The sequence below is a fragment of the Aquimarina intermedia genome (genome assembly GCF_008124785.1).
Taxonomy (GTDB): domain Bacteria; phylum Bacteroidota; class Bacteroidia; order Flavobacteriales; family Flavobacteriaceae; genus Aquimarina; species Aquimarina intermedia.
On sequence record NZ_VNHU01000003.1, the window covers coordinates 131061 to 152996 of the forward strand.

At 35.7% G+C, this 21936-nt stretch carries 18 protein-coding genes; 15 read left to right on the forward strand and 3 right to left on the reverse strand.

The window, feature by feature from the left end; genetic code table 11:
- The first annotated feature begins 6 nt into the window (after nucleotides 1-6).
- The 9 genes from hisF (at nucleotide 7) to BD809_RS06020 (ending at nucleotide 13268) form a co-directional block, all read left to right on the forward strand.
- Nucleotides 7-762: an imidazole glycerol phosphate synthase subunit HisF gene (gene hisF / locus BD809_RS05980; RefSeq protein ID WP_148782059.1), complete on the forward strand. Its 756-nt coding sequence runs from the start codon at nucleotides 7-9 to the stop codon at nucleotides 760-762.
- A 25-nt stretch (nucleotides 763-787) separates the two neighbouring features.
- The gene (gene hisIE, locus BD809_RS05985) at nucleotides 788-1414 is read left to right on the forward strand and encodes a bifunctional phosphoribosyl-AMP cyclohydrolase/phosphoribosyl-ATP diphosphatase HisIE (protein WP_262712882.1); all 627 of its coding nucleotides are present in this window, start codon (nucleotides 788-790) and stop codon (nucleotides 1412-1414) included.
- A gap of 187 nt (nucleotides 1415-1601) precedes the next feature.
- Nucleotides 1602-3770, forward strand: coding sequence for a hypothetical protein (locus tag BD809_RS05990; protein WP_148782061.1), 2169 nt, complete (start codon nucleotides 1602-1604; stop codon nucleotides 3768-3770).
- Between the two features lie 60 nt (nucleotides 3771-3830).
- Nucleotides 3831-4238: a T9SS type B sorting domain-containing protein gene (locus tag BD809_RS05995; RefSeq protein WP_170251769.1), complete on the forward strand. Its 408-nt coding sequence runs from the start codon at nucleotides 3831-3833 to the stop codon at nucleotides 4236-4238.
- 7 nt (nucleotides 4239-4245) lie between these two features.
- A complete protein-coding gene (locus tag BD809_RS06000; RefSeq protein ID WP_148782063.1) occupies nucleotides 4246-5163 on the forward strand; it encodes a PorP/SprF family type IX secretion system membrane protein in 918 nt (305 codons plus the stop codon).
- Between the two features lie 84 nt (nucleotides 5164-5247).
- Nucleotides 5248-7299, forward strand: a complete 2052-nt coding sequence (locus tag BD809_RS06005; RefSeq protein ID WP_148782064.1) for an OmpA family protein — start codon at nucleotides 5248-5250, stop codon at nucleotides 7297-7299.
- Nucleotides 7300-7468: 169 nt separating this feature from the next.
- Nucleotides 7469-9295, forward strand: a complete 1827-nt coding sequence (rpsA, locus tag BD809_RS06010; protein WP_148782065.1) for a 30S ribosomal protein S1 — start codon at nucleotides 7469-7471, stop codon at nucleotides 9293-9295.
- A gap of 209 nt (nucleotides 9296-9504) precedes the next feature.
- A complete protein-coding gene (locus tag BD809_RS06015; RefSeq protein WP_148782066.1) occupies nucleotides 9505-10422 on the forward strand; it encodes a serine hydrolase in 918 nt (305 codons plus the stop codon).
- A 20-nt stretch (nucleotides 10423-10442) separates the two neighbouring features.
- A complete protein-coding gene (locus BD809_RS06020; RefSeq protein WP_148782067.1) occupies nucleotides 10443-13268 on the forward strand; it encodes an Npt1/Npt2 family nucleotide transporter in 2826 nt (941 codons plus the stop codon).
- Between the two features lie 3 nt (nucleotides 13269-13271).
- Here the strand turns inward: BD809_RS06020 and BD809_RS06025 are convergent, their stop codons facing one another.
- Nucleotides 13272-14528 carry a serine hydrolase gene (locus tag BD809_RS06025; RefSeq protein ID WP_148782068.1) on the reverse strand — a complete coding sequence of 419 codons (1257 nt, stop codon included), beginning with the start codon at nucleotides 14526-14528 and terminating at the stop codon, nucleotides 13272-13274.
- A gap of 4 nt (nucleotides 14529-14532) precedes the next feature.
- Nucleotides 14533-17448, reverse strand: coding sequence for a PEP/pyruvate-binding domain-containing protein (locus BD809_RS06030; protein WP_148782069.1), 2916 nt, complete (start codon nucleotides 17446-17448; stop codon nucleotides 14533-14535).
- Between the two features lie 27 nt (nucleotides 17449-17475).
- On the opposite strand from BD809_RS06030, the gene BD809_RS06035 reads away from it, so the two are divergent.
- The 5 genes from BD809_RS06035 to BD809_RS06055 all read left to right on the forward strand — a co-directional run bounded on the left by BD809_RS06035 (nucleotide 17476) and on the right by BD809_RS06055 (nucleotide 20467).
- Nucleotides 17476-17676: a hypothetical protein gene (locus tag BD809_RS06035; RefSeq protein ID WP_148782070.1), complete on the forward strand. Its 201-nt coding sequence runs from the start codon at nucleotides 17476-17478 to the stop codon at nucleotides 17674-17676.
- A gap of 233 nt (nucleotides 17677-17909) precedes the next feature.
- Nucleotides 17910-18464, forward strand: a complete 555-nt coding sequence (locus BD809_RS06040) for a hypothetical protein (RefSeq protein ID WP_148782071.1) — start codon at nucleotides 17910-17912, stop codon at nucleotides 18462-18464.
- 129 nt (nucleotides 18465-18593) lie between these two features.
- Nucleotides 18594-19133 (forward strand): bifunctional pyr operon transcriptional regulator/uracil phosphoribosyltransferase PyrR, encoded by a 540-nt coding sequence (pyrR, locus tag BD809_RS06045; protein ID WP_148782072.1) that lies wholly within the window; start codon nucleotides 18594-18596, stop codon nucleotides 19131-19133.
- Between the two features lie 62 nt (nucleotides 19134-19195).
- Nucleotides 19196-20125, forward strand: a complete 930-nt coding sequence (locus BD809_RS06050) for an aspartate carbamoyltransferase catalytic subunit (protein ID WP_148782073.1) — start codon at nucleotides 19196-19198, stop codon at nucleotides 20123-20125.
- A gap of 3 nt (nucleotides 20126-20128) precedes the next feature.
- Nucleotides 20129-20467 carry a ribonuclease Z gene (locus BD809_RS06055; protein ID WP_148782074.1) on the forward strand — a complete coding sequence of 113 codons (339 nt, stop codon included), beginning with the start codon at nucleotides 20129-20131 and terminating at the stop codon, nucleotides 20465-20467.
- A gap of 40 nt (nucleotides 20468-20507) precedes the next feature.
- On the opposite strand, the gene BD809_RS06060 is transcribed toward BD809_RS06055, so the two are convergent.
- Nucleotides 20508-20840 (reverse strand): DUF1622 domain-containing protein, encoded by a 333-nt coding sequence (locus BD809_RS06060; RefSeq protein WP_148782075.1) that lies wholly within the window; start codon nucleotides 20838-20840, stop codon nucleotides 20508-20510.
- Nucleotides 20841-21019: 179 nt separating this feature from the next.
- Here BD809_RS06060 and BD809_RS06065 point away from each other — a divergent pair, with 179 nt between their 5' ends.
- Nucleotides 21020-21925 (forward strand): ribonuclease Z, encoded by a 906-nt coding sequence (locus BD809_RS06065; protein WP_148782076.1) that lies wholly within the window; start codon nucleotides 21020-21022, stop codon nucleotides 21923-21925.
- Nucleotides 21926-21936: the final 11 nt, after the last annotated feature.

Genomic DNA, 21936 nt, shown 5'->3' on the forward strand with positions numbered 1-21936 from the left:
AGCGCTATGTTAACAAAAAGAATTATCCCTTGTCTGGATATCAAAAATGGTCGCACCGTTAAAGGAGTCAATTTTGTGGATTTACGTGATGCAGGAGATCCTGTAGAATTGGCAAAATTATATTCTGAGGCAGGCGCTGATGAGTTAGTTTTTCTTGATATTTCTGCAACCGAAGAGCGACGTAAAACGCTTGCTGATTTAGTATTGAGAGTTGCAGAGCATGTTAATATTCCATTTACGGTGGGTGGCGGAATTTCATCAATAGCCGATGTAGATATTTTATTAAAAAATGGCGCCGATAAAGTTTCGATTAACTCCTCGGCGGTTAAGAATCCGGATTTAATTAATGAATTAGCAGGAAAATTTGGCAGTCAGTGTATCACCGTCGCTATTGACGCAAAGCAGATTAATGGCGAATGGATTGTTCATTTGGTAGGAGGTAAGGTACCTACTACGCTCAATTTGTTTGATTGGGCAAAAGAAGTAGAGCAAAGAGGTGCTGGCGAAATACTATTTACTTCTATGGATAATGATGGTACCAAGGATGGATTCGCTAACGACGCTTTGGCTAAGTTATCCGAAAATTTGAACATACCTATTATCGCATCTGGAGGTGCCGGGTGTATACAAGATTTTACAGATACGTTTAAAATAGGAAAATCTGATGCTGCCTTAGCGGCCAGCGTATTTCATTTTAAACAAATCGATATACAAGAATTGAAATCAGCCCTTGATGCCGAGGATATTCCCGTTAGGAGATAATTTTAAGCAGCAAAAGCTGTAAATAATATATAAAGACACAAAAAACACAACAATGAAAATAGATTTCACAAAAAGTAGTGATGGATTAATTCCTGCAATCATACAAGATTCGATTACTAAACATGTTCTGATGTTGGGATACATGAATGAAGAAGCTTTACAGGAAACCAATAAATCGAAGAAGGTTACTTTTTTTAGCAGAAGTAAACAACGCTTATGGACAAAAGGAGAAGAAAGTGGGAATTATTTGGAAGTAGTGTCCATCAAAAATGATTGTGATCAAGATACACTTTTGATTCAGGTACAACCGGTTGGTCCCACATGTCATACAGGCGCTGATACTTGTTGGGATGAGAAAAATGAGGAAACCTTCGGTTTTATTTCTACATTGGAAAATATTATTGAGGAGCGCAAGAATGATTTGGATAATCAAGAATCATATGTGGCTTCACTGTTTACTAAAGGAATCAATAAAATTGCTCAAAAGGTAGGAGAAGAAGCAGTTGAGGTGGTAATTGAAGCTAAAGACAGCGATGATAATTTATTCTTAAATGAAAGCGCAGATCTGTTATTTCACTATCTCATTCTCTTGCAGGCTAAAGGATTTACGATGAAAGATATTACTAAAACGTTACGCCAACGTCACCAATGAAAGGTAAAACCTTAACATTTAATACGTTCTTACCTTTTTTTTAAGCTTTTTTTATACTTTAGCAGCATAAACCTAACCACCTGTGAAACAACTTTACTATCTGCTAATCAGCAGCTTTCTCTTATTATCCTTTTCAAAACTTCAAGCTCAGTGTAACCAACCACTTCGTACCTTAGAATTCTGTGCTATGCAATCTATAGATTACGATGGTGATATGATAGCTGATGGTATTATAAATCTATATGATGAGATGGGGTTTGTCCCCGCTGATGGAACATGGAAAATTCATCCAAAATATGCTACAGCATTAGACGAGGCTACCGGTAATCTTTCATTATGGAATTTACCGAATTCTACACTTGGTAATACGCTGGATGAATACAGTTTTCAATTAATTAGTCCAAGCTGCGGAACTGATCCGGTTATAGAAGGCCGCATCGTCTTAGGACCTTTTTCGGGCGTTGCCTTACCGCGATCGCCAGAATTTAATGTGAATGCTCAAGCATGTGATTCTGGAGGTTTTGATTTGTTCTCAGCATTCGTATATGACAATAGAAACCCTCCTCCACATCTTAATGGAACTTGGGTGTACAATGGTTCAAGCTCTAGTTTTGTAAGTCTTGACGGATCCATTTTTAAAGCAGAAATTCCGTATCAAAAGGGAGATCCCATTCCAGATCAGGAAGTATTTGAGTTCACCTATACTGTATCAGGGATAGGGCCTTGTGCTCCGACAATGGAAACGACGATCCGTATAGCTATGGTTAGACAAGTTGATCCAGGTATTGCTAAGCCTACAGCTATTTGTGAAGATGACATGATTGCCGGTCTCTATGATGCAGATATCAACCTGAGAGATGATATCTATCTTGAGGATGAAGATAGTGATAACAGTATTTGGCTAGCAGGGACTGATACAACAGGGCAAATTGAAAATGAACAGGATTCAATTATCAATTTGAGAACGATATATAATGATTTTGTTGTTCAAAATGGAGCTGATGTTCGTTTTGGATGTAAAACATTTGATTTTACATACTTTGTGAATCAACGCTCAGGGGTATGTAGCGATAAATCTAGTGTCATTTCGTTTACCTTTTATGAGCAATTACGACCCTTTTCACAGCAAGTTCCTATTCCGCAGATCTGTGCAAATGAATCTCCGGGAAATTTGGATTTGTTTGACTTCCTGATATTTACTCAGGCAGATGGTCATGACTTCACCTATGCTTCAAATAATGCAACTAATTGGAGGATGATTTCTGGGGCTTCTAATTTGGGAATTAAAAATTTTTATGATTCGGATTATACCTATAGAGGTACGGTGAATACATTGAATGCGACACCTGGTACTTATATATTTGAGTATGGTGTAAGTCCCGCAATTAATTGTGGTGGTGGATGCGATCCTTTTTCATCTGAATCATGTAATAGCCCTTGTGATGCGTTAACTGCAACAGTAACTATTGAAATCTTACCTTTTGAGTATCCTGGTGAAAACACAACTGATGTATATATCTGTGAGTCTCTTGGTCAGGTGGATTTAAGGAGCTTACTTGCTACCAATGGTGTTGATACCGTTTCACCTACAGGAATTTGGACAAATAGTGCAGGAACAAGTATTCCAAACACCTTTATTTTTCCGGAAATCACGACGAATCAAATATTTACGTTTACACATAATACTGCAAGCGCTGAAGGGTGCTTGGATAGCGCAGAACTTACTTTTACCATTTTTAAAGAAGCAAATGCGGGTATAGATGGATCCGTTCAGTTATGTACAAATGATCTTACGGTAACTTTATTTGATCAATTAGGTGGAACTCCGGACACGACAGGAATTTGGAATGGACCGTTTGGTTACGAATCAACAAATCATTTGGGAGTTTTTGATACAGCTGATGTAATGTTGCCGATTCTTGGTCCCGGGACTTATATTTATACAGTGCCTGGCAACGATGGTTGTCCCGATATTGATCAGGCGTCAGTCACGATAACGATAGTTGAACCTATAGCTATCGGAAATGATCGGAGTGATACCTTTTGTAAATTAGATGGAAGTGTAAATCTTTACTCGTTATTAGTTCGGGATACGCCAAGAATTGGTGTTTTTACAGATACGGATAATACCAAGGCTCTAAGTGCAGAGGGAGTTTTAGATTTTGAAACGCTTACCAATCAGATCTATAATTTTGAATACAACATACCCAATACAGCGCCTTGTGATAACTCCACGTTAATGGTTTCCGTTCAGATTGTGGATTTGCCGATACCTGTAGTACCAGAGCAGGAATTTTGTATTCTTGATGCAAAGCGATTGGATGATGTTGAGGTAGATGTTCTCAATTATAATTAGTATGCAACACTAGATAGTGATACGCCGATTGTTGACAATCCGCTGCTATACGATAATCAGGTGTTTTATATCGCAAATGTTGACACTGATAATTGTGAGTCAGGACGATTAGCGGTTCCAATTGTTATTCATAATACAGGAGAGCGTTTTTCTAATGGAGAATTATGCACCTTAGAGTTTCAAGATGGTGTTTCTCCTAATGGAGATATTCAAAATGACAGTTTTGCTTTATTTATCGAAGAGGTTTATAACATTCCTATTGCATTCCCGGATTTTGATCTTAAAATTTACAACCGTTATGGAAGCCTTGTTTTTGATGGAAATCGCAATACCGAAGAGTTTCGTGGAGAAAGTAACGTGTCTATCCGACTAGGAGATGACTTGCCTTCAGGAACTTATTTCTACATCTTCAATCCTAACTTTGATAATAACTTGCCGATACAAGGTAGTTTTTACTTAAGCAGATAATTCACACATGAAAAAATATATACTTTTAAGTATAACATGGGCATGTTATACGATTGTTTTTGCACAGCAAGACCCTCAATATTCTCAATATATGTACAATATGAGTACCGTGAATCCGGGGTATGTAACAAATATGTCAGGAGTGATTTCTACAGGTTTGTTGTTTCGAAAGCAATGGACAGGCGTAGAGGGTTCTCCACAAACAGGAAATCTCTTTGCTCATGTTCCTATTCGTGAAAATATAGAGCTTAGTGTAAATTACGTTAATGATAGAATTGGAGATGCTATCCCGGTTGAAACTCATTTATTTAATATCGATTTTGCATATATAACGAGCATTTCTGATGATTTTAAGTTGTCTTATGGACTTAAGACTGGACTCAGTAGTTTCAAAATTGATCCCTCTGGTTCCAATGTAGCAGATGATCCTGCTTTTGCCAATACCAGTGCTCAATTAGAACTAACCATAGGAGCAGGATTGTTTCTGTTTTCCAGTAATTTTTATGTGGGAATTTCGTCACCAAATCTTTTACCTAATAATGTAGAATTAGGAGACGTAAGTGTTTCAGAAAGCAAAACTCATTTATATGGTATTGCCGGTTACGTTTTTGATTTTGTAGACGATGTCAAACTAAAACCTTCTGTAGTTATCAAACAAGTGGTAGATTCTCCACTAACTTTTGATATCTCGTTAAACTCGTTAATTTATGATCGTTTTGAACTCGGAGTTTCTTATCGATATCAAGATGCGTTAGTCGCTTTGGCAGGATTTCAGATTACTCCCAATTTAAAAGTGGGATATGCCTATGATTTTAGTATCAGCGAATTGAGTGGGTACAATAATGGAAGCCATGAGGTAATTTTGTTATATAATTTTGATTTATTAAAATTCACAAAAAAATACGCTTCCCCAAGATTTTTCTAATAATTATCAGAAGATTCCCGGTAAAATGTGCTGTTTATAAAATATACAAGAACTGACTGCCAGGAATAAAATAAACGTATATCGATGAAAAAAATAGTAGTTTTTATAGTCTTGCTTTTTGGAATTTTTACAGTAAGCGGACAGAAAAAAAGCAGAGCTGATCGTTTTTTTGAAAAAGGTGATTTCCTTAATGCAGCAGTTGAGTATGAAGAAATTCTAAATGAAAATGGATACTCAAAACCTGTTCTCTTACATATATCAGAGTCCTATTATAATACATTTCAGTTTAAACAGGCTTATCGATATTTGAGAATTCTTACCGAAGGAAAATTTTATGCAAGGGATAAAACATATGATAACAAATTTAATTTTATGATGTACCAAGTCCTTTCAGCACTTGGCGATTATGATAAAGCTGTCACGTACTTGACAGAATATAATAAAAATAACAATGCGTCAAATTTTAGCGTTCAAGATGCCATCAGTACCATAGAAGCTTTTAAACTTAAAGAAGATGATTACCAGATTAAAGAAGGAGCGTTCAATTCGGATGCTTCAGAATTTGGAGCGGTAAGGATGGATAGTTTAATTTATTTTGCATCTGATAAATATCCAAATGGATTGACCGATAAGCAATATCGATGGACCCATCGTCCATTTTTAGATATTAGGAAGATAAAGGTGGATGACAAGAATGTGCCAATAGGGGATAGTGAAGAAATTGAAGGAAAGATTAACGGAAAGCTGCATGAAGGTAATTTCTGTTTTAGTAAAGACGGTAACACGCTATATCTCTCTAGAAGTAATTATGATAAAGGGAAAAAGAAGTTTGATAGTTTGCAGCAAAATGCGATTCAGTTATATAAATCAGAGAAAATTAAAGGGGAGTGGTCGATTCCGCAGAAGTTGGCTTTTAATGATGTTTCGTTTAGCATAGAGCATCCGACATTAAATGCTGATGGCTCCAAATTATTTTTCTCATCTAATATGCCGGGAGGGTATGGTGATTTTGATCTGTATTATGTTGAAATTGATGCGGCAGGCATATTTGGTGATCCTGTTAATTTGGGAGCAATGATTAATACTGTCAATAGAGAGCAATTTCCATTTGTATCGGATGATAATCATTTGTTTTTTGCGTCTAACGGACATTTAGGATTGGGCATGTTGGATCTTTTTGTTTCAGAATATACTGATAAGGGATTCAAAGCTCCTGTTAATTTAGGAGCACCCATCAATTCTCGATATGATGATTTTTCGATAAGTTATTATAGCGATACGGATGACTTCTTTGCATCAAACCGTAAAAAAGAGGGTGATGATATTTATGAGTTCAACCAAATAGGAGAGATTTTTACCCGCGAATATGTAACCCAATTCGAAGTACGTGATTTTGCGACCGAAAGATATATTGAAAATGCAGAAGTTAGTATTAAAGATGGACAAATGAATCAATTGTATAGTAACACATTTGATTCGATCGCATCTTTTAGTTTGACTACGCTTCCCGGAAACTTTGAGTTTACAGCAAAAGCATCGGGATATAATGAACGGTCAAAACCTATAAAAATATTAGAAAAAGAAGATCAGCTAATTGTGTTGTATCTGGAGAAAAGTTTGGTGACTGATTCCTTAACCAGAACTAAAAAGAATGAAGACACTTTAGCGCTTGAAGATTCAGATACAAACACCAATCCACCTAAAGTAACATCTGCACAACTCAAGGAACAGTTATTAAGAGATACAGAAGGCCCTCCAGTGGTTGAGAAGAATGGAAAATTATTTTTTGAACTTCCCCCAATCTATTTTGATTATGATAAATGGAATATTCGAGCAGATTCAAAAAAAGTATTGGACGAGTTTGCAAAAAAGTTGGAAAAATATAAATCTGTATATATAAAGATCAGTTCACACACAGATAGTAGAGGGACCGATACATATAACCAAGTCTTGTCTGAGAAGCGAGCCGAATCAACGAGAAATTATTTGGCACTTGTAGGTTATGTGAATGCAAGACGTATGAAATTTCAAGGATTCGGAGAGTCGCAACCTTTAATTAATTGTAAGGACAAAATTTGCAATGAAGAGGAACACCAAACGAATCGACGTAGTGAATTTGAAATAATTAAATATTAATGCAAGGTATTATGTGCAATTGCTTGTGAAATAATATTTTATAATGTAATTTTGCACTCCTTTTTAACGAGTGAGAGAATAAAAAAGGGTTCATTTATTTCAACTAACGCTTCTGTAAACGTTTTCGTTTTGATTCTCAAATAGATACAGAATACAAATTTTATCTTCAATGTCTGAAGAAACAAAAAAAACAGATGTTCAGGAAGTAGAAGCTCCTAAAGCAGCTAAGACTACTTCTCCACAACAAGAGAATCCTGAGCAATTTTTACAAGAATTTAACTGGCACAACTACGAAGAAGGAATTGATCCTATTGAGGATTCAAAACTGGAAGAGTTTGAAAAGCTGGTTGCAGACAACTTCGTTGATACATTAAATGATGAAGTAGTAATGGGAACTGTAATTAACCTTACAGATCGTGATGCTATCATCGATATTAATGCAAAAAGTGAAGGTGTAATCTCATTAAACGAATTTCGTTACAATCCTGACCTTAAAGAAGGTGATAAGGTTGAGGTTTTAATTGATGTTAGAGAAGATGCTACAGGTCAATTAATTCTATCTCACCGTAAAGCTAGAGTAATCAAGGCTTGGGATCGCGTTAATAATGCACACGATACAGGTGAGATCGTTAATGGTTTTGTTAAATGCAGAACTAAAGGAGGAATGATCGTTGATGTTTTTGGTATTGAAGCTTTCTTACCAGGATCTCAAATTGATGTGAAGCCAATCCGTGATTACGATGCATACGTTGGTAAAACGATGGAATTTAAAGTTGTGAAAATTAATCACGAATTTAAGAACGTTGTAGTATCGCATAAAGCACTTATCGAAGCTGATATTGAAGAGCAGAAGAAAGAAATTATCGGTCAATTAGAAAAAGGTCAAGTATTAGAAGGTACTGTTAAGAATGTTACTTCTTATGGTGTATTTGTTGATCTTGGTGGAGTTGACGGACTTATTCACATTACAGACCTTTCTTGGTCAAGAATTAATCACCCGAATGAGATGGTGGATCTTGATCAGAAATTGAATGTTGTAATTTTAGACTTTGATGAGGCTAAAACACGTATTCAATTAGGTCTTAAGCAATTAAAACCACATCCGTGGGAAGCGCTTGATAAAGAAGTTAAGGTTGGAGACAAAGTTAAAGGTAAGGTTGTTGTAATCGCTGATTACGGTGCATTTATCGAAGTTGAAGAAGGTGTTGAAGGTTTAATTCACGTTTCTGAAATGTCTTGGTCTACACACTTACGATCTGCACAGGATTTTGTTAAAGTTGGTGACGAAGTAGAAGCGGTAATCCTTACACTTGATAGAGAAGAAAGAAAAATGTCTCTTGGTATTAAGCAATTAACGCCAGATCCATGGACTGATATTACTACCAAATACCCAGTAGGTTCTAAACACACAGGTATTGTACGTAACTTTACTAACTTCGGTGTGTTTGTTGAATTAGAAGAAGGTATCGACGGTTTAATTTATATCTCTGATCTTTCATGGACTAAGAAAATCAAACATCCTTCTGACTTTACAAACGTTGGAGATAAGCTTGATGTTGTAGTACTTGAATTAGATGTTGAAGGCCGTAAACTTAGTTTAGGTCATAAACAAACTGAAGATAATCCTTGGGATAAGTATGAAGGTGATTTTGCTGTAGGTACAAAACATACTGCAACTATTGCTGATATTGTTGACAAGGGTGCTACTATCGAATTTAACGAAGATATCGTTGCTTTTGTTCCTTCTCGTCATTTAGAGAAAGAAGATGGAAGTAAACTACAAAAAGGTGAGGAAGCACAATTCCAAATCATTGAGTTCAATAAAGAATTCAAAAGAGTAGTTGCCTCTCATACTGCAATGTTTAGAGAAGAAGAAGCTAAGATTGTGAAGCAAGCAGCTAAGAAAGCAGCTTCTACAGGATCTGCAGAAAAGACTACCCTTGGTGATCTTGATGCCTTAGCTGATCTTAAAGCTAAAATGGAAAAAGGGAAATAATTCTTATTTTCTATAAATATTAAAAATCCTCCTGTTTATCAGGGGGATTTTTTGTTTTAGGTTGTTATATAACTGTAGAATATACCTTTTGTCCTAAAAAACATACGTTTTAACTGTTCTTGGCATGCTTTTAGCACATTATAAAGTGTTTTATGTCTTTTAATTTTGTAAAGACAGAAATAATTTTTAAGTTAAATAAAAATAACTATATGAGAGAATGTAAATGGAGTATTGTTTTAATGTTAGTAACGGTTTTAAGCCTTAAGGTCGGACATAGTCAGACTGCACTTCCAATAACTATAGAAGAAGAGGTTAAGCCAATTGACGATTTGTATGACGATAACTTACAATATTTACTGGAGGCAGAAGTGCTCAATAATAAAAAATGGAAAAGATTAGTTGACAGCAAAAAAATGTCTATTGGTATTGTAGATTTGAGCGATGCTGATCATATTCGCTATGCCGGCCTTAATGATAATAATATGATGTACGCGGCTAGTTTACCAAAGATTGCAATTTTGCTGGCTGCTATGGATGCACTCGAAAAAGGAGAGTTAGAAGAAACCCCCGAGATTACAAAGGATTTGCGCTTAATGATAAGTAAATCTAATAATCAGGCTTCTACGCGTATGATAGATCGTCTGGGATACGAAAAAATTGAAGCGGTACTAAGAGGGCCAAAACATAAGTTTTATGATGAAGAAGTTGGGGGAGGACTCTGGGTTGGTAAACGCTATGCAGCCGGCGGGCGTCGCCATCCTGAACCTTTAAAGGGGCTTAGTCATGCTGCTACAACACGTCAGGTATGTAGTTTTTATTATCAATTGGCTATGGGTAATTTGATTAGCACAGAACGTTCTGAGCAAATGTTGGATATCATGAAAGATCCTGCCTTACATCATAAATTTGTAAATACGTTAGATCGTATTGCTCCTAAAGCTGACCTTTTTAGAAAATCAGGCTCTTGGAGAAATTATCACTCAGATTCAATTTTAGTTTGGGGTCCTAATCGTAAATATATTCTGGTTGCTTTATTAGAAGACTCATTAGGGGAGCAAATTATTAGAAGTTTAGTAGTTCCTTTAGAAAAAGTTTTAAAAAAATCCCGTTCTTTAGCTAGTAAGTAATACGAACTAGATAGCGTAAAATGATTCGGTCTGCATTTAAGAAGATTTTTGATATAAGAGATGGTGAAATATACATCTCTTTTTTAATGCAGTTTTATATCTTCCTGGTAATTACAGTACTATTAATCGTGAAGCCAACGATTAATGCACTATTTTTATCAACGTTGGGAGCTGACCAACTTCCATATGGATATATATTAGTAGCAGTTACAGCTATAGTAAGTTCCTATTTCTACAATCGTGCGATTCAACTTTTTTCCATAAAACGAATTGTTATAAGCACCTTATTAGTTTTTAGTACATTTTTTTTAGTACTAAGTTTTTTACTTCATCTGGCAATTCTCAATATCTGGATATTATATTTTTATTATTTGAGCGTGTCCTTATTTGCGGTTCTTGTAACTTCACAATTTTGGATTTTAGCCAATATGGTTTTTAATGCTCGCGAAGCGAAACGGCTGTTTGGTTTTATTGGATCGGGCGCAATCGCCGGCGGAATTTTTGGCGGATACCTTACCACAATTATCGCCTCAACGTATGGGAATAAAATCGCCATAGCTGTGGCGGGAATCCTCATATTATGTTGTATTCCCATTCTTAATTCAGTTTGGAGATTTAGAATTAAGCGACTTAATTTTTATCAACGTAAACAGCGTAAAACAAGGGAGTACGAGAACTATACTTCTTCTTTCCGAATAATTCTGAGTTCAGACCATTTAAAATACCTAGCTTTAATTACAGGAGTTGGGGTTATCGTTGCAAAACTGGTAGATTTTCAGTTTAGTGATTTTGCAAATAGTGCAATTCCTGATTCTGATGACCTGGCATCTTTTTTTGGATTTTGGTTTTCAACTTTTAACGTAATTGCCTTATTAATCCAATTGTTTTTAACTAATCGACTGTTGTCTTTCTTTGGTGTCACCTCTACCTTGTTAATTTTGCCACTTGGTATAGCATTAGGATGCTTGCTATTTTTAACATTTCCTGAGTTGTGGGTACTTATAATAATTAAGGGGATGGATGGAAGTTTCAAACAATCAATAAACAAAGCTTCTTTAGAACTTTCGATTTTGCCGATACCGTATCAGATAAAAAATCAAGCTAAATCCTATATTGATGTGGTAGTGGATAGCTTAGCTACCGGTATTTCAGGATTTCTATTAATTTTTCTAATTCGCAGACTAAATCTGCCAACAAGTTACATAACCATTATTATTTTACTTTTTTTGTTTGTGTGGATCCTTTTGATTTACAAATTGAGAGAGGCATATTTCAATTCTTTTAGATCTAATATTCAGAATTCCCTATCTGGAGATGACACTAAAAAAAGAGAATTAAAGAAAGAATCTACAGTAAGCACGGCTATACGGATTTTGAGAAGCGAAAACGAAAAAGATATTCTCAATCTATTGGACCGTATTAATGATATTCGTTTAAAATCATTGAAGATTCATATTATTCAATTGCTAAAGCATCCGTCAGAAGCTGTAGTATCTGCAGCTATATCACAGTTGTATTCTTATGATCGAGGTACAGCGGTGGCACAAGTGCGTAGTTTAATTACTAGTAAGAATGACGAAATTGTTTTTGCTGCAATGCAATATCTTTTACTGCATACAGATTTAACCGGTGATAAGATTTTTCATAGTTATTTGGATCATCCAAGCGATTACATTGCTAATGCAGCTTTGTTATGTTTAGCAAAGGAGGCAGTGGACAATCCGAAAATAGCAGAAAAGTACCAATTGACACATAGGGTAGAGGTAAAGGTAAATGAATTGAGTTTACCTGAAAGTGATCATAGAAAACAAGAGATTGCAGAGATCTTGATAACCATTGGATATACAGGTCTACCCAAATATTATTCTTTTATTTCTGCACATCTCTATAATGTAGACCCCTACATAACCAGACATGCAATTAGAGCAGCTGGCTTAACTCAAGATGAACGATTTGTTACTAGTTTGATGGATTTTCTGTCAGAAGATGACTTTAATGAAGTCGCCATCGAAGCATTAAAAAATTATGGAGGTGAAATTACCAAAACTATTTTAAGATTAGATCAGAGTGAAGGGCTCAAGGATAATGTTCGCCAATACATCCCAAAGGTAGTGCAATCTTTTAAAACCAGATCTTCAATAAAGGTTTTACTGCGACTGTTAGGAAGCAAGGATATTTTGATTCGTTTAGAAGCTACTAAATCTTTGAACCGACTGCAACAGGATCCAAATCGTTTGCGACTTGATCAAAAGAAAATTACGCGTTTTATTTTAAAAGAAAGTAAGTATTACAAAAATACAATACGGGCGATTGCGACGCTTCAAAATGCTATAGGTAAGGAGGACACCTCTAGAGATTATGACAGCCTAACAGAGTTAAATATTGCAAGAGAAAATTTGGTAGAGATTCTTCAAGTTCAATTAGATCAAGGGTTACAATGTATTTTTAAATTGCTAAGCTTAAAATATGATCATTCTGATATCGAAGTGGCGTATTACGGATTAATAAGTGATCACAAAGAAGCAAAGGTAAACGCGGTTGAATTTTTAGATAATTTACTCCATGCTAAACTCAAAAATGCAATGCTCTCATTAATCGAATACCACGTGATTGAGAGTGACCAATACCTTCATACGAGCAGCGGGACTCATATTATTTCAGAATCTACCTGCATAAGTAATCTCATGAAAAATCGGGGTAAAAAAGTGAAATTAGCTGTATTGTATTTGATAAGGCAATTACAAGAGCCACGCTATATTACCTATCTGAAACCCTATCGAAAACAAAAAAACAGAGAGGTGCAAAAGGCGCTGGACGCTACTATTGCATACCTCTCAACTTTATAATTCTTACTCATCTTCGTTGATTACTTTATCTATCTTACTCGCCAAATACATATGGGCTCCTGCCGAATTTTTATTAAGCACATTAGTCATTAGACACACCATATATTTTTTATTATTGGGCTGCTCAACAATGATCACGGAATTCATATAATTAAAAACATTGCCTGCATAATCTCCACAATTTGGATCTTTTTCACGATCACATTTATAGAAACTGCCTGATTTAAAATACACCGCAGCGCTATCAAGTCGGGAGGAATGTGCATATCTGATTCTTCGATCAGTTAAGTAGAGTAGACGTTTCATTTCTAAACTTGATTCTTCATCTACAACCTTACCTTGTTCAAGTTGAACAAGAAATTTCATTAGGCCAACCGGTGTCCCGATACTACCTCCCTTACGACCAATGTACTTGCCGGCTGGTCGGGTAAATAAACTTCCTAATCTCCACTCATCTTCGGTGATCCCCAGGTCTCGTAAGGGATCGTTTACTAAATTTATGGCCATGGTAGTTAATGAATCTCTAGGTATTTCTTTAAAGTAATTTTCGGCTTCGTCATCTTGCAGCGTTGCATATTTATCACCAAAAGCAGACATCAATAAAGCTTCTCTCCAAACAATACTTGCTGCGCCGTTATTACTTACTGATATCATATGGTCAATCCACTCATATAGTGAGAATTCATCACTTGAACGAACAGTTCTTCTTGTAAGCTTATCATTTTCTATGTCATAAACAGGAATGGTATGGTGATCACCTGTACCCCAATATCTCGCGGTAACTCTTTTATTTTTTAATAATGCTGTTCGTGCGTCCCAAGAATCCGGGCAGAGCTTTCCCAACTCAGTAAATAGTGCGTTTAGCACTGCCAGTTTTCCAACACTTCCTGGTTGATAGCCAATATTTTCTCGATAGGCAGCATATTTTAAGCTATCCGGATTTGACATGTCTAAAACCGTTGCAGAATATCCACTACCCGGAAATAGGCGATTGATATTTTTTTCAAACTCAGCATCCGGGTATAATAAGGCTTGTGTACTATCGGTTTTACGACTCAAAAGATTGAGTTTGATATCCGCTAGGTTTTTATAAGCACCAACAGGAATTCTCCTATTTTCGACGCTATCAAGTAGTTGCTTATGTAAGCGGTAGAGTCTTGCTATCCCGGTATTTTTATATCCATCTATCGGATAGTGTCTGGAGAAGCTTAAAGAAATTAAGATTCCTGAAAGTATCAAGAGTTGAAATAAACGTGTCATTTGATTATATTTTGGTGGTTAACGCTAGTTTGCGAGAATAATCTATTTCCGGTGTGATAGATTGTAAATATGCTGAGCTAAGTGCTCGTTTGTTTTCTACGAAAGGTCGGATTTGAAACAGCCATAATTTATCATCCTTAAATCCAAGTTCTACATCATATGCACCCTTATAATCTGAAGCTGTTTCCTCAGGAATAGTTTTTTTAATAATGGATGCTATTTTTCTAAGTTCTTCAATATTCTTTGTGTTTAATATAGGCGTTTCAAAGGTCGTATGATATTTCTTAGTGCCTCCTGATGATGGTAATCTGATATAGTGAGTTTCTCTGGAGGGAGCAAGTAATTTATCATCAGACTTTGTGATTAAACGTGTTTCTGCCGCTTGTCCATCAACTGCGCCTCCTGCACCTTTGCTAAATGCCACGGTTAGATCATTGTGATTACCCGAGTTAATCCCTTTGGTAATCATAACACCGGAGTACTCTACATCTACACTGGGGATAATTAGGATAGAAGGATAAACATTCTCCGGATTGGATAAATACTTCTGTCGCCATTTAAAACTCCTTTCGGTGTATGGTGAAGCCCACACTTTTTTAATTCCTTCAATAATATTATTTTCGGATATAATGTTGAATAAGGTGAGATTAAGACCTGCTCCGGTAAACTCTTTTAGATCTTCCATGTTGGTATCACTTCGTAAAAAGACCGGAACGGAACCCATGGAACCTCCAAATATTGTCGTAAATTGATTTTTTAGTTGATCGGTAAACTCTTTACTAAGAGGCATTTTTATGATCGCTTCTCTTAGTGTTTTCAATTGTTGAAGTTGATATTCTTCTATCAATTTTTCATCTTTAGCATTGCTACGCATTGTGGATGCCTCTGCGAACATAGTGTTCAGAAATTCCCAAAAAGATCCTTCGGTATTTGGCATCTTTTGATCCATATGAGTTCTAAAAATACCAAAAGGTATAACCAGTCCTTCGACTACATGATCAGGAAACATCTGCTTTAATTGACCTAAGTTGGCTGCTTTAGGACCGCAGAGCTTCCCCGAATCCTTTGCATTTACATTCCTCATACTAAGTACAGAAGTATTTTTCAACTGAATTTGATCTACAGGAACTTCAATCAAGTCCGTATTTCTTTGCTCTTTCTCAAAAAGTGCCAATTCTTGCGGACTCATATTTTTTTCCAATTTTAAAATGACATTTCCTTTATTTGAAACAGCATAAAATACCTTTTGACCACTGTAGGCTTCTAATTCCTGTAAGTTAATGTCAGATAATGCTGCATTAGGTATACCTAAGTTTCTTGCCAGTAATTGTACATGTGATACCAGATTTCCTTCGGCGACCGTCATAATACCTGCCACAGGTTTGAGATCTGAAGGAGGCTTCTGAAAGACGTAAATTTTATCTGAGTTTACCTCAACCTCTTCGGTACCCTCAACCACTACTAACTCCCCATAAGCATAACCCGGATTAAGCCCCCTAAAACTACTCTGATTTGATAGGGTAAGAACGGCATTTGTCAATGATGTCTTTTCTGCTAATAAGATACCAAGTCTACTTATGCTCTCTCCCATACTTAAGGCAATAGAGGATCGAATTCTATCGTCTATAAAACCATACGCTTTAGGTTCAAAGCTTCCATATGTGTTTACGTCATGCTCATATTTGGATTTAACCATAGCGGTACTCCACTCCAGAATACTCCTTGAAGTTTCCAGAAAATCAGTAAGATCACCAATAGATAATTTGTTTTGAGAGGTGTAATTTTCTAGTAAGGAATTTATAGAGGTGCACTCCCATAGCTCTACGAGTCCGGTTCCCGCTGCTGCATAGGTGAGTGCTTGTATTTTATCAAGAAGCCCTTGTAATTCATCGGGTTTCCACTCCTGAGATTTACGTAACAAAATATTTTCCAGTTCATTCGAAAAATCCAGAAGAATCAATCGATTTGCACCGCCTTTAAAATCTATGCTGTGTTCTCTAATAGCATACAGAAGATCAGCGATTACCGGAACCATATTTTCTGGTCTTTCTTCGTTTTTATATTCCTCAAGAAACGTTAGAATTTTTTGCTTTGTTGGAGTATCTGTAGTAATCTTGTTGATCTGTCTTTTTAAGCGATCAAAATCAACCGGTGCATAAAAATCCAGTAAAGTTTTTTCCAGTTTTTCAAATTCTTGGTTTAGCTCCGGAGTTAATTTGGTTGCGTATTGTTGTCTAAAATTTTGTACCAGAGCTATATCTTCTCTACCCGGTTGGCCATGAATTTTTACTCTTAGATCCATAAAATCGGGAAACTCATCAGCGATAACTTTTGATTCACTACGCATCTGTTGTGCCAGATTGTTGTCTCCGTCATGCGGAATATCTCGAAGCGATTGACGTATAACATAGTAGTTGTTGATTATACGTTCGTTATCAGTCAATAACCATTTGTAAAAATCGATACCCCAGGCTTCTTCATCTTCTGATTGTACGGAACCTCTGTAGTATCTTCCTTTGCGTAAAATCCAACCATCATCTACACTTGATAAGTACCTTGCTAACTGATATTGTTTTAATCTGCTATGGGCATTTTTCTCATCCCAAAAACTAGAGGGATCGGTAAAGGCTAAAATATCACCAAAAAATAGATGATGTTCTTTGGCGTTTTTTTCTATAATATCCTTATAACTTGCGTGTTGTATACCACCACCAATACTATCGGGACAAGGATCTCTAGGTTCTCTTATGGAACCGTCCTTACAAAACCATTTTATTCTATGGTACGGACCTCTACGGTCTTTTTTTAAATCTTCAACGAGCTGACTTATTTTATTAGTCGGTAGATCCTGAGATTGAAGTAGTGATGGAAAATAGATAAGAAGTACAGATAGCGTAATTAAAATCTGTTTATTGATCATTATAATCGTTTTAAAATATTGTATATTATGGTTATAAGTAATAAGGTAAGCGACAGGAAAATAAAAAACCTGAAAAGATATTCGAATTCACCTGCAAAACCAGTAAAAGCTAGAGCAGAAAATACTATGGCTAACAATCCAAACGCAAAACAACGCATGCGATACGATGTAAATTTGAAATTAAAAAGTGACATTCTCTTTGTCATAGAATTCAAACAATACGCTTAGGTTAAAATGATACTTTATGAAGAAAAATTTGATCTTTTTTCCCGTTTTAGGTGTTTTAAAATGCTGTTTAACTTTATAAGAAACTTATTGAAGTTAAAAGTATCAAATGTTAAAACTCAGCGGCTTTTGATTAACTAATTTTAACGATACAGCGTTAAACTTCTGTTACAGCAGAAATGGCTTGATAATAATTTATAATATTTATACAAGCAATCTTTAACAACCACATAAAAATGAAACTAAATACCTATACCACCAGGGCACTTGTAGGCGGAGTTTTTGCAACTTTTGTTACCGGTTTCGGTTCTTTTCTCTTAGGTAATCTGAGTGGCTACGAAGCAAAATCTCTTATTGAATCATCTTTGCCGGGAATAAACACGCTTTTTAATACCGTAATATTAGCATCTGCTACTATTTTAGCTTTGATGTTAACTTTGCTAAGTGTCAGCGTAGGCTCCAATTCTAAACTTAAGAATGCACATTATTCCTATGTCTTACAAATTGCTAAACTGGACACGGCTGTTTTTATTAGCTCCATGATTTCTTTTTTGCTTTTAAATCTGCCAATTACTGAGTCAGATAATGTTCCTTCAAATTGGTTTAACATCATCTATTATATATCTTTGGGAGTGGCATCAATCCATTGTGGTGCAATCATTTCGGTAGTATTAATGTTATATAATACGATAAGTAATATTATTAATATAATCGGTTTAGGAAACAGCGAACATCCATTGGTTATGTCTGATGATGATGAGGATAATGAGGATGATGAAAATGAGGTGTGATAACTAAAAGTAGTACCTTGAATAATTAATTTTTAATTTTGAATTTTAGCACATAAAAAGTATGGGATAGCCGAAGCAAAATCCATTTTTTGCTTACTTTTGTTAACCAAATCCATAGTTGGAAAGCTTATGAGTCAGAAATTACTACTTGGTGCTAAAGAAATTGAAATTATATTGCATCGTTTGACTTGTCAATTAATCGAGAATCATGATGATTTTAAAAATACAGTGCTCGTTGGGATACAGCCAAGAGGGATTTTTGTAGCCAATCGTATAGCTAAACTCTTAGAGGATGCCTATGCCATTCCGAACGTATCGGTAGGACAATTGGATATAACATTTTATAGAGATGATTTTAGAAGAGGTCAAAAACCGTTAGAAGCGAATAAAACAAATATTAATTTTATAGTTGAAGATAGACAAGTAGTTTTTATTGATGACGTACTGTATACAGGGAGAAGTATCAGAGCTGCTTTAACAGCTATTCAATCCTTTGGACGCCCATCGAATATCGAGCTTTTGACATTAATAGATCGAAGATTTAGTCGTCACTTGCCCATACAACCAAATTATAGAGGTCGTCAGGTGGATGCAATAAATCAGGAGAAGGTGAAGGTGTACTGGAAAGAGAATGAAGGAGAAGACGCAATTTATTTGATCAGCGAGTAACAATTCATAATATAACGACATAGTCAAGGAGTACCATAGTTTTAAACATAAAAAGAAAGCGAATGCGCGAACTGAGTGTAAATCACTTGTTGGGGATTAAATATCTAAATCAAGGAGATATCGATTTGATTTTTGAAACAGCGGATCATTTTAAAGAAGTAATCAATCGTCCTATAAAGAAGGTGCCTTCATTACGTGATATTACCATCGCAAATTTGTTTTTCGAAAATAGTACGCGAACTCGACTATCTTTTGAATTAGCAGAAAAAAGGTTGTCAGCAGATGTTATCAATTTTTCTGCAGCTTCCTCCAGTGTTAAAAAGGGGGAAACTCTCATTGATACCGTGAATAATATTTTGTCAATGAAGGTTGATATGGTAGTCATGCGACATCCTAATCCCGGAGCTGGTATTTTCTTGTCAAATCATGTAAAAGCAAGTATTGTAAATGCGGGTGATGGTGCTCATGAACATCCTACACAAGCTTTATTGGATACGTACTCGATCAGAGAGCGATTAGGAGAAGTAGCCGGCAAGAATGTAGTGATAGTAGGAGATATATTGCACTCCCGTGTGGCGCTGTCAAATATATTTGCTTTAAAACTTCAAGGAGCCAATGTAAAGGTATGTGGCCCAAAAACCTTGCTGCCCAAATATATTGAGCGTTTAGGAGTTTCGGTAGAAACTGATTTGCGAAAAGCGTTGCAATGGTGTGATGTAGCAAATATGCTACGCGTTCAAAATGAACGTATGGAGATTAGTTACTTTCCTTCAACCAGAGAGTATACACAGCAGTACGGTTTAAATAAAGAAATTTTAGATAGTTTAGATAAAGAGATTGTAGTAATGCATCCCGGACCAATTAATCGAGGCGTAGAAATTACCAGTGATATTGCCGATTCAGATCAAGCCATTATCTTGGATCAGGTTCAAAACGGGGTAGCAGTGAGAATGGCTGTAATATATCTTTTAGCATCCAAAATAAAACAGTAGAATATGATATTTGACACAAATGGAACAACGACCATCATAACGCAAGAAAAGGCAACGATTACAGAATTTGTAAAAGGAGTAGAGGAAGCTTATGAAAATTTAAAGAATAACAATTTGATAGTTAATCTTTTTTCGATGAAGGGGATTACAGCTTCAGATATCAACGAATTCTTACGCGTTTCTAAAAAGCATAAAGCCGCAAAACATTCTTTTGTAATAGTTACTGATAGTATCTCCTATACAGATGTGCCTAACGAACTTACACTGGTGCCATCTTTGAGAGAAGCTCATGATCTTATTGAAATGGAAGAAATTGAACGTGATCTGGATTTACAAGAATAGATGGGAATCAGTAATTATACCTATTGCTTTAATTTTCGTTTTATTTAGCTTTTTGCCAAGGAAATTTTCCTTCCAATTCAACTTGTAACGAAAAACTTAATAGGGTTCTTATGAGAATAATTATACCAAGTGTCAGCACTTTATCCATTGAGGGTTCTGTGATAACAGTGGCAATAATATCGGCGCCTACAAGGATCTCTAAACCAAGGAGAATTGATTTTCCAATATCCTGACGTAGCGTATCAAAATTACGAGTTTTTTGATCTTTCAATTTGAAGATATATTTTAATAAAGCATAACATATGCCGACGGTAATAAGCAAAACACCTAAAAATTCAAGAATACGAGCTATAAGGTCTATGTAAGAATGCATTTGATCTTTATTTTATTTGGATTAAGTTACAAAAGTTTTTTTGCTTGATAACAGGCGTACTTTGTATCTATAAATTAAATTTTAATCCATGGATCATGTCTTTTTTATAAAAAGCTGAAAATTCTAAAATTCTTCGGTAAGAATTTTTATTTTACAGCGTCCTTAAAGAATAAACAATTTTGAAGCTTACAATACTTGGCTGCTATGCGGCTACTCCCAGAACGCTAACCAACCCCACTTCTCAAGTACTCGAGATCAACTCTCATGTTTTTCTGATTGATTGCGGAGAGGGTACGCAAGTTGAATTACGACGTAAAAAAATAAAGTTTTCACGCATTCGACATATTTTTATATCCCATCTTCACGGAGATCACGTTTTTGGACTTATTGGGTTAGTTTCTACCTTTAAAATGTTGGGTCGCGAAGCACCCTTAAATATATATGGGCCTAAAGGAATTAAAGAGTTTATAACACTCCAGTTAAAACTCTCTAACTCATGGACAGATTATCCACTTCATTTCCACGAGTTAACATCTAAAAATTCTGAGATGGTCTTTGAAGATGAAAAGATATCTGTTCGTACCATCCCTTTACAACATCGGGTATACTGCAACGGTTACTTATTTGAAGAAAAGCCGGGTGAAAGAAAGCTTATTCTTAGCAAGGTAATGAATTATAATATTGATGTAGCGTATTATCGCTCAATTAAAAAGGGCAAAGATGTACTGCTAGATGATGGAACACTTATTAAGAATGAAACAATAACCGCCCCCCCAAAACCTACCAAAAGCTATGCGTTTTGTAGCGATACCAGATATGACGAGGCAAAAATAAGTTTACTACAAAACGTAACGGTGTTGTATCATGAGGCTACTTTTCTCGAAAGCCACAAACATCTAGCGGCGACGACGGGACATAGTACCGCTATTGAAGCAGGTATGATTGCTAAAAAAAGTAATGTAGACACACTCATTTTAGGTCATTTTTCTACCCGATACAAAGATATTAGTTTATTTAAAGAAGAAGCTGAAACCGTATTTGATGCTGTAATGGTGGCTGATGATGGTAAAGTTTTTGACTTCTAAAAATAGTTTAT

Excerpts from the sequence above, each read along its gene's own strand:
- BD809_RS06060 (WP_148782075.1), bottom strand. The coding sequence starts at position 20,840 with ATGCATTCTTACATAGACCTTATAGCTCGTATTCTTGAATTTTTAGGT.
- BD809_RS06035 (WP_148782070.1), top strand. The coding sequence starts at position 17,476 with ATGGTTATAAGTAATAAGGTAAGCGACAGGAAAATAAAAAACCTGAAA.
- pyrR (WP_148782072.1), top strand. The coding sequence starts at position 18,594 with ATGAGTCAGAAATTACTACTTGGTGCTAAAGAAATTGAAATTATATTG.
- BD809_RS06000 (WP_148782063.1), top strand. The coding sequence starts at position 4,246 with ATGAAAAAATATATACTTTTAAGTATAACATGGGCATGTTATACGATT.
- BD809_RS06040 (WP_148782071.1), top strand. The coding sequence starts at position 17,910 with ATGAAACTAAATACCTATACCACCAGGGCACTTGTAGGCGGAGTTTTT.
- BD809_RS05990 (WP_148782061.1), top strand. The coding sequence starts at position 1,602 with ATGCAATCTATAGATTACGATGGTGATATGATAGCTGATGGTATTATA.
- BD809_RS06030 (WP_148782069.1), bottom strand. The coding sequence starts at position 17,448 with ATGATCAATAAACAGATTTTAATTACGCTATCTGTACTTCTTATCTAT.
- BD809_RS06005 (WP_148782064.1), top strand. The coding sequence starts at position 5,248 with ATGAAAAAAATAGTAGTTTTTATAGTCTTGCTTTTTGGAATTTTTACA.
- BD809_RS06025 (WP_148782068.1), bottom strand. The coding sequence starts at position 14,528 with ATGACACGTTTATTTCAACTCTTGATACTTTCAGGAATCTTAATTTCT.
- BD809_RS06015 (WP_148782066.1), top strand. The coding sequence starts at position 9,505 with ATGAGAGAATGTAAATGGAGTATTGTTTTAATGTTAGTAACGGTTTTA.
- BD809_RS06055 (WP_148782074.1), top strand. The coding sequence starts at position 20,129 with ATGATATTTGACACAAATGGAACAACGACCATCATAACGCAAGAAAAG.
- BD809_RS06020 (WP_148782067.1), top strand. The coding sequence starts at position 10,443 with ATGATTCGGTCTGCATTTAAGAAGATTTTTGATATAAGAGATGGTGAA.
- rpsA (WP_148782065.1), top strand. The coding sequence starts at position 7,469 with ATGTCTGAAGAAACAAAAAAAACAGATGTTCAGGAAGTAGAAGCTCCT.
- BD809_RS06050 (WP_148782073.1), top strand. The coding sequence starts at position 19,196 with ATGCGCGAACTGAGTGTAAATCACTTGTTGGGGATTAAATATCTAAAT.
- hisF (WP_148782059.1), top strand. The coding sequence starts at position 7 with ATGTTAACAAAAAGAATTATCCCTTGTCTGGATATCAAAAATGGTCGC.